4 protein-coding genes and 4 pseudogenes are annotated in these 7,539 nt (G+C 48.7%); 6 read left to right on the top strand and 2 right to left on the bottom strand.

What is annotated here, in order from left to right:
• Positions 1-190 (top strand): annotated as a pseudogene (locus tag KP699_RS15640) (IS5/IS1182 family transposase); the annotation flags it as partial.
• Between the two features lie 206 nt (positions 191-396).
• Here KP699_RS15640 and KP699_RS15635 read toward each other — a convergent pair.
• Positions 397-2,223 carry a hypothetical protein gene (locus KP699_RS15635; RefSeq protein WP_215763275.1) on the bottom strand — a complete coding sequence of 609 codons (1,827 nt, stop codon included), beginning with the start codon at positions 2,221-2,223 and terminating at the stop codon, positions 397-399.
• Between the two features lie 239 nt (positions 2,224-2,462).
• On the opposite strand from KP699_RS15635, the pseudogene KP699_RS15630 reads away from it, so the two are divergent.
• From KP699_RS15630 to KP699_RS15610, 5 genes and pseudogenes are all read left to right on the top strand, one after another.
• Positions 2,463-3,640 (top strand): annotated as a pseudogene (locus KP699_RS15630) (IS3 family transposase).
• Between the two features lie 314 nt (positions 3,641-3,954).
• Positions 3,955-4,329 (top strand): HAD-IIIC family phosphatase, encoded by a 375-nt coding sequence (locus tag KP699_RS15625; protein WP_215763274.1) that lies wholly within the window; start codon positions 3,955-3,957, stop codon positions 4,327-4,329.
• On the top strand, positions 4,326-5,948 hold the full coding sequence (locus KP699_RS15620; protein WP_215763273.1) for a phosphotransferase: 1,623 nt from the start codon (positions 4,326-4,328) through the stop codon (positions 5,946-5,948). Before KP699_RS15625 ends, KP699_RS15620 begins: the two co-directional genes overlap by 4 nt.
• 2 nt (positions 5,949-5,950) lie before the next feature.
• A complete protein-coding gene (locus tag KP699_RS15615; protein WP_215763272.1) occupies positions 5,951-6,679 on the top strand; it encodes a glycosyltransferase family 2 protein in 729 nt (242 codons plus the stop codon).
• 199 nt (positions 6,680-6,878) lie between these two features.
• Positions 6,879-7,109: pseudogene (locus tag KP699_RS15610) on the top strand (transposase); the annotation flags it as partial.
• Between the two features lie 119 nt (positions 7,110-7,228).
• Here the strand turns inward: KP699_RS15610 and KP699_RS15605 are convergent.
• A pseudogene (locus tag KP699_RS15605) lies at positions 7,229-7,539 on the bottom strand (IS5/IS1182 family transposase); the annotation flags it as partial.

Here is a 7,539-nt window from a genome sequence, read left to right as displayed (position 1 = left end):
GCGGTCCAATGCAGGAAAGTCCGTGATCCGATCCCGCGTCGAGCATGTCTTTGCTGACCAGAAATCGCAAATGGGTCTGTTCGTCCGAACTGTCGGTATCACCCGGGCCACCATGAGGATCGGCCTGGCCAATATCGTCTATAATATGCGCCGCTTCCTCTTCCTGGAGCGGATCAGCGCGAATGCATAGCAATCCAGCGGGGGCAGCACTCGATCTGCTCAAAACGCAGATCGAAAACCAACCCAAAAGTAGTCAATCAAATCGCCAAAAACCTGAAATCACCAGCCAAGCGTATCAATCAAGGGTTCTTCGATCCCTCCAACTAGAAACCCGTGAATACACCGCACAGGCACGCCGCATAATCAAGGCGGCCCAGAACGGCCGGTTACAATCAATCAACGGTTCTTCGAACCCTCCACCTCTCCCAGAGCCGCGCCCAACTGTATTGGATACCATTTCCCATGCTCATAGATTACGGGCTGGTTAAGATCACTGTCGTTAACGACGTATCCATCAGAGACACTAGAGAGCGCGAGAATAGCGGCTGTTGACAACGACCCCAGCGTGATACCCCGACTGAACTGAACAGTCCCGTTATCGGACGCATCCAGCACAACATTGCCGGCTACCTTGTATTGCAGGCCCTTGCCATCAGTATAACCGAGCGTCCTGACATTTTCGTTCTGCTCATTGTGTCCACTGAAATCAATAATTTGGCCGGCCGACAGCCTGACTGCAGCACCACTCGGCCCCAGTGTTGCCGGAGAGGCATCAAATACGGCATGCGTCACCTGTGCATCAGACTGGAAAACAGTACGATAGTTGACGCGGCTATTGCCACCACCCCCTGCAAAAAACCCAGTGCCAATTTCCAGATGATTTGGATTCTTCAGCATCCATGTAACAGTGCCATCTGTGGTCGTGGACTGGTTGATCGTTGCGGTATTCCATGATGGCTCAGACGCTCCAGATGTCCCGGCAACTGTCGCTATGTAAACATTGGTTTGCGAGCTATCTGTCACCAGATCACCAACAGCGTGTATAGAATTTGCTGACCATGCGTTAAAACCCGTAACATTTAATCCAATTCGATAGGCATTCCGCATATGTCGCGCATCAGTTCCCACTCCGGCCATGTCGATTTCATCACCAATTGACCATGCGGCCTGATCAGTATCTGGCCCCAATCCATTCATTTCGTTCATGGCCTGGAACAGTCCCCACATGCCTTCCGTGGCAACAGGACCTGTTCTGAATGTATCTGTTTGAATGTTCGCGTGTTGGTTTTGGCCCCAGTTATGGCCTTTAACCGTCATGCGCACATAGACAGGATGCATGGACCCATATCCACCATCTTCCATTGTATCACTGACGTTTAATAGGGTGAGTCCTTCTGATAATCCCTCACCAGGCTTTTTGCTGGGATCGTTATTATCTGCAACAAGTCTCATCATTTCTGAATTTAAGGTATTTGGACCATAAGTGCGACCGTATTCCAGTGTGCCGTTCGCATATGTTTCGTACATATTAGCAGTCGGGTCTTTATACCACATATCCACACGCCACCCGTTACAACCATATCCGGGTGACCCATTGGAGCGGAACAAAATATATTTATGATCTGTTTTAGGATACCAGGGCTGACAATTACTTGTGGATGGCCACAATATTCCTGCCGGATACCATGCTACACCTTGTGGTATTTTTTGATACCACGCACTCATTTTATCTGCGTCAGAAGGACTGCCATCAAATGCCAGACCAAAGATACGCGTATTGAAAAAATCGGCCAGACCATCAGCCACAGTGAATGATGTCCCGCCCAAATATTTTACAGTTCCGCTGCTTGCATCCCCGGAGAGCGGGGCTGGCATCATCCCACGGGTATCAAGTGCGGCAACTGTTGTGCCTATATCAGTCTGTTGCACACTACCGTCTGACATCAGTCCAATCTGAGCCAGCGTGCCTGCTGATCCATCGGTATAGAGAGACGGGACACGTGTGTCCTTACGAATACCACCGGGCGGCCAGAGGGCCGCGTACCCTCCAGAGGCGGACGGTGCAGCCATACGGAGCATGGTGCGTGGTGCGCCTGCATTGCTGTTAGCTGCGGTCACGGCGCTGTATTGCGGCAACGTGTGGTTTGGTCTTACCGGAACTGCCTGCGCGAAAGCAAAAGACGGTGCCGCCAGAAATGTGAGTAAGGCTAAATGTTTAATCATCCCGCGGTCCTACCGAAATCCAGAGTGCGCCACCATTATTATACCATGCCCTATTATACCATGCCCTTGCGATGCTGGGGTCGGAATCCGGCAGATCAGCAGCCAAGAGCACATGGCCATCCTACGTGCCGAGGATCTCCATGGCGCCAATCATCAGGCGGAGGGATCGAAGAAGAGGTGGTCCCCATTTTTCGGACAAGGCAATAAGCTATAATCCGGCCTGAGAGAGGACGGGTTTTATGGGCAAGGTTACGCGCAAGAGATATGCAGCGGAGTTCAAATCACGGGTTGCCCTGGAAGCGATCCGTAGCGAACTGACGCTGGCGGAACTGGCGTCGAAACATGGCGTGCATCAGACGATGATCGCTCAATGGAAACGGCAGGCGATCGAGGGGATGGCAGCGACCTTTTCCGGAAAGACGGTGTCTGAGCCTCCGGTCAGTCCGGCTGATGTGGAGAAACTGCACGCGAAGAGAGGCGAGCTTCTCGTGGAACGGGATTTTTTACGCGATGCCTCTGCTCGGTTGGGCGTGATCAGAGGCGGCAGATGATTGACCCGAAGCGAGCGCGTCTGCCGATCATCCGGCAATGCACGCTGCTACAACTCAACCGGTCGGGCGTGTACTATCGGCCTGTGCCACAGAACGAGGCCAATCTGGCGTTGATGCGGCTGATCGACGCCCAGTTCCTGGAAACGCCGTTTATGGCTCGCGGCAGATGACATGGCATCTGCGCCGCCTGGGACATGAAGTGGGGCGCAAGCGGGTCCGGCGGCTCATGGCGATCATGGGTCTGCGGGCGATCTACCAGAAGCCGCGCACGACTGTACCCTATCCGGAGCATCGGAAATATCCGTATCTGCTGCGGGATCTGGTCATTGAGCGGCCTAACCAGGTCTGGTGTGCCGATATCACATATATCCCCATGAAACGGGGATTTCTCTACCTCGTGGCGATCATGGACTGGTTCACGCGCAAGGTGCTGTCCTGGCGTCTGTTGAACACGATGGACGCGGAGTTCTGTATTGAGGCTCTCGGGGATGCGCTATGGCGCCCCAGAGATTTTCAACACGGACCAGGGCTCACAATTCACGACACCCCGTTTTACAGGGATCCTGGAGAAGCGTCAGATCCGTATAAGCATGGACGGGCGTGGGTGCTGGCTGGACAACATGTTCATCGAGCGTCTGTGGCGGTCGTTGAAATACGAATGTGTCTACCTGCACGCATTTGAGACCGGATCAGAACTTCGCGTGGGGCTCACGAAATGGATCACCCATTATAACGGGCAACGTCCCCATACGGCCCTGGCTGGACGAACGCCTGATGAGGCGTATTATGGCGCGCCGACACCATCTGGTCCGGGGTTAACGCCGGACCAGATGGCCAACAGCAACGCCGTCAGAATGGCGGCATAACATCAACTGGGTATAGCTTATTCAAACCCAAAAACTGTCCGAACAGACGGGACCACCTCTCCAATATGAACTCACAGCAATATGATCGAGACAAATCGTCATCTCATAGCTGGACAAATGGATACTGTAACAGTATTCATATAACCTAATATTAAAAACAGTCTCATAAGTGGGAGGATGTGGCTGATCGTAAGATCAAGCAAGAATTACATGCAATGTCAGCCTAAACTGACCTCGGGACATCTAAAAAATTTGACCTGTCCAGTGTAAGGCAACATTAGTCTTTTTCTAAATTATTGCGTGCCGGAGCCTCCATGAAACGCCTTGTCGTTGACCTCGATGATACCTTGACCAAAAACAATCCCGATCTGTCGTATGCAGACAAAGAACCAAATCTGGAATTGATAGAAAAACTCAATGAATATAAAAAACAAGGCTTTGAGATTCTGATACAAACTGCCCGAAATATGCGTACCTATAACGGCGCCATCGGCAAGATTAACGCTCACACATTGCCTGTTATTCTAGAATGGCTGGACAAACATGGTGTGCCGTATGATGAAGTTTATGTCGGCAAGGCGTGGTGCGGCACGGAAGGTTTCTACATTGATGACCGTGCAATCCGTCCATCAGAATTTCTTAAGCTATCCCTCGAAGAAATCCATCATCTTATTGAAACAGATAAATGACCAACATCAACCTTATCAGCATTATCGCATCAGGAGCTTATGTTGGCTCCGAGCTCATTGCAGAATTTGGACACTTACCACCGGCCTTCATGCCATTAGGTGTAGGGCGTTTATATGAAATGCAGATTGCCAGCCTAAAGCAAGACATGCCAGAAGATGCGCCAATCTATATCACTCTGCCAGAAAGCTTTAAGGTACCGGATCATGATCTGGAATTTTTCGAGGTCCAAGGGGTAACACCTATTTTTGTACCCGATGGCTTAGAGCTCGGAGCATCTATTGTCTTCGCTATAAATAGTGTTGGCTCTTACTCCACTGGCCTTCGACTTCTGCATGGAGACACCCTGTTAGATCGCCTGCCTTCTGGGCAGAACATCGTCGCCTCACATGCAGAAGGAGATGATTATTGCTGGGCCGCCATCAATCATTCAGGCACACGTATCAACAGTCTGGAAATCATAAAAGTAACATCAGAAAATCAGTTAAACCGCCCGGTTGCCTGTGGTTACTTTACCTTTTCGAGCTGTAGCGAGTTTGTCCGGCTCATGGTACGCCACAATTACAGTTTCCTGGATGGTCTTAACGCTTACAATCGTCTTTATCCTATGCGAATGGCAAGTATCGATCATTGGTATGACTTCGGCCATCTGCAGACTTATTTTCATTCACGTCGTATGGTAACAACAGCTCGCGCATTTAACTCTTTACAAATTACGCGAAATTATGTTAAGAAGTTTTCATCTGACAGCTTTAAAATGCAGGCCGAAGCTAACTGGCTGACCCATATTCCAGCAGAAGCCAGACCTTACAGCGCACGCCTACTGGATAGGGGCCAAGATGGTGCGCATGAGTTCTATATTACGGAATACCAATACGCTCCCAACCTTTCAGAACTCTTTGTTTTCTCAAGTATTGGGCAAGCATCATGGCGAAAAATACTCAGTTCCTGCACAGAGTTCCTAGATGTTTGCGCTTCCCACAAAGGAACTCAGCCACGCGCCCATTATACAAGCCAACTCATGGGAACAAAAACCTTCGAACGGCTTGAGCGCTACGCCCAAGAAAGTGGTTTTAATATTGAGCAGCCACTTTCTTTAAATGGCAAACCCATGCCTTCTCTAGTACAATTAGCTACCCTACTGGAAGAGATGCTTCCAGATCAGGATACGACAGAGCCATCTACTATTATGCATGGCGACTTTTGTTTTAGTAATATTCTATACAATTCACGCAATAATCGCATTTCTGTTATTGATCCGAGAGGATACGTTACTAACGGAAAACATGATATCCATGGAGATATCCGTTATGATATCGCAAAGTTTTGCCACTCTATTAATGGTTTGTACGACCTTATTATCGCTGGACGTTACCAGTTAACACAGCAGAATATGTACAGTTTCTCTCTGGATTTTCCTCCATCAAACCAACGTATTTGGTTACAAAAACAATTTTCTGAGCTGACCATTGCGGGTATTTCCCCATCCAGTCCAGAAATTGGTGCTATGACAGCTTCATTATTCGTCAGCATGCTTCCTTTGCATGCTGACCGGCCAGATCGGCAAACAGCTTTTATTGCAAACGCGTTGAGACTATTTTCTGACTTGGACAAGAGGTAATCATGATCATTATTCCTATGGCGGGCCTATCAAGCCGCTTTACGAAGGCTGGCTATACCAAACCTAAATATATGCTGCCTTTGCATGGCAAAAGTGTATTCAAACATTCGGTAGAAAGTTTTTCACGCTACTTCGAACAGCTTCCCTTCGTTTTCATCGCACGAACGATCGCAGATACACCTGACTTTATTCGAAAAGAAACAAAAGAGTTAGGTATTCGTGATATCCGTATTGTTGTTCTGGATAATGAAACCACTGGTCAGGCAGAAACAGTAGAAATTGGCATTAAAAAAGCCTCCCTCAACGAACAAACACCTTTGACTATTTTCAACATTGATACATTCCGCAAAGACTTCCATTTTCCTGAAACAAACTGGTTCAAACACTCAGCCGGATATTTGGAGGTTTTTCGTGGCGAAGGCGCAAACTGGTCCTACGTTGAACCTCGGAAAGGATATGATGAACCATTAGTGGTACGCACCACAGAAAAACAACCTATTTCCGATTTGTGTTGTGATGGTCTCTATCATTTTGCCAGTTCTTCGTCTTTTCTTGATGCACTGACACAGGAACGAAAGGCTCCGTCTTTACCTGAACTCTATATCGCACCACTTTATAATCATCTGATTAGAGCGGGCAAACACGTACACTATAATCTTATTCCAACAGAATTAATTACATTCTGTGGTGTTCCTGCTGAATATACCGCTTTAGGGGGCTCCCCTCCTTAATTCCAGATCCTCTTTTGTGAAAAAGACTGCAAAGATATATAGAGGCCATTACTGCCAGACACAATCTTTGCATTCTTTTCCTAAATATAGTCTGTATTTTTAAACATATAGCACGGAGGAGGAGAGTTCGAAAACCCTCTTGGTTTTGAGGCCCTCTCCGTGATTCCATTTTTCCGGTTTTTATTGGAGGAGTGGCGACATGAAACAGTCCGGTTTCTTTGATGTTGAAGAGCGGCTTTCTCGTTTGAGCGGGCTTGGTGATCAACTTGAAGCGTTTTCCCGGACTGTGGATTTTGAGGCGTTCCGTCCGGAGCTGACCAAGGCACTGGCCTATTCAGACGGAAGCAAAGGCGGCCGTCCTCCGTTTGATCCAGTGCTGATGTTCAAAATTCTGGTTATCCAGACGTTGAACAATTTGGAGGGTTCGAAGAACCGTTGATGGTTTCTCCTTTTGCCTGATTTCAGTTTTTTGTCGTGTTGATTGCTGGTTCGTGGACCTAATTTTCACCCTGCGTTTTGAGCAGAGTGAGGGTCTTATGCCCTGGATTGCTACGCGATCGCGTTAATCCGCTCCAGGAGGAGAAAGCGGCGCATATTGTAGACGATATTGGCTAGCCTGATCCTCATGGTGGCTCGCGTTATGCCTACGGTTCGGACGAACAGTCCCGTCTGTGACTTCTGATCAGCAAAAATATGCTCGACACGCGACCGGATAACGGATTTTCCTGCATTCGATTTCTGGATATGTCGTGGCATCGGCTTAAGATGAGGCTTTTTCCTGTGAACCTTGAAGACAAAGCCATGCTTCTCCATGAAGGCCTCATTGGCTTTTGAACGGGGCTGTATCTGCCCAGACATTA

This window comes from Acetobacter sp. P1H12_c (assembly GCF_018811975.1).
Taxonomy (GTDB): Bacteria; Pseudomonadota; Alphaproteobacteria; order Acetobacterales; family Acetobacteraceae; genus Acetobacter; species Acetobacter persici.
Note: the sequence above shows the minus strand (reverse complement) of the source record. Positions and strands in the feature narration are given on the sequence as shown.

Bases quoted from the DNA above. Each gene is read 5' to 3' on its own strand.
- KP699_RS15635 (WP_215763275.1), bottom strand. From the start codon at position 2,223: ATGATTAAACATTTAGCCTTACTCACATTTCTGGCGGCACCGTCTTTT.
- KP699_RS15625 (WP_215763274.1), top strand. From the start codon at position 3,955: ATGAAACGCCTTGTCGTTGACCTCGATGATACCTTGACCAAAAACAAT.
- KP699_RS15620 (WP_215763273.1), top strand. From the start codon at position 4,326: ATGACCAACATCAACCTTATCAGCATTATCGCATCAGGAGCTTATGTT.
- KP699_RS15615 (WP_215763272.1), top strand. From the start codon at position 5,951: ATGATCATTATTCCTATGGCGGGCCTATCAAGCCGCTTTACGAAGGCT.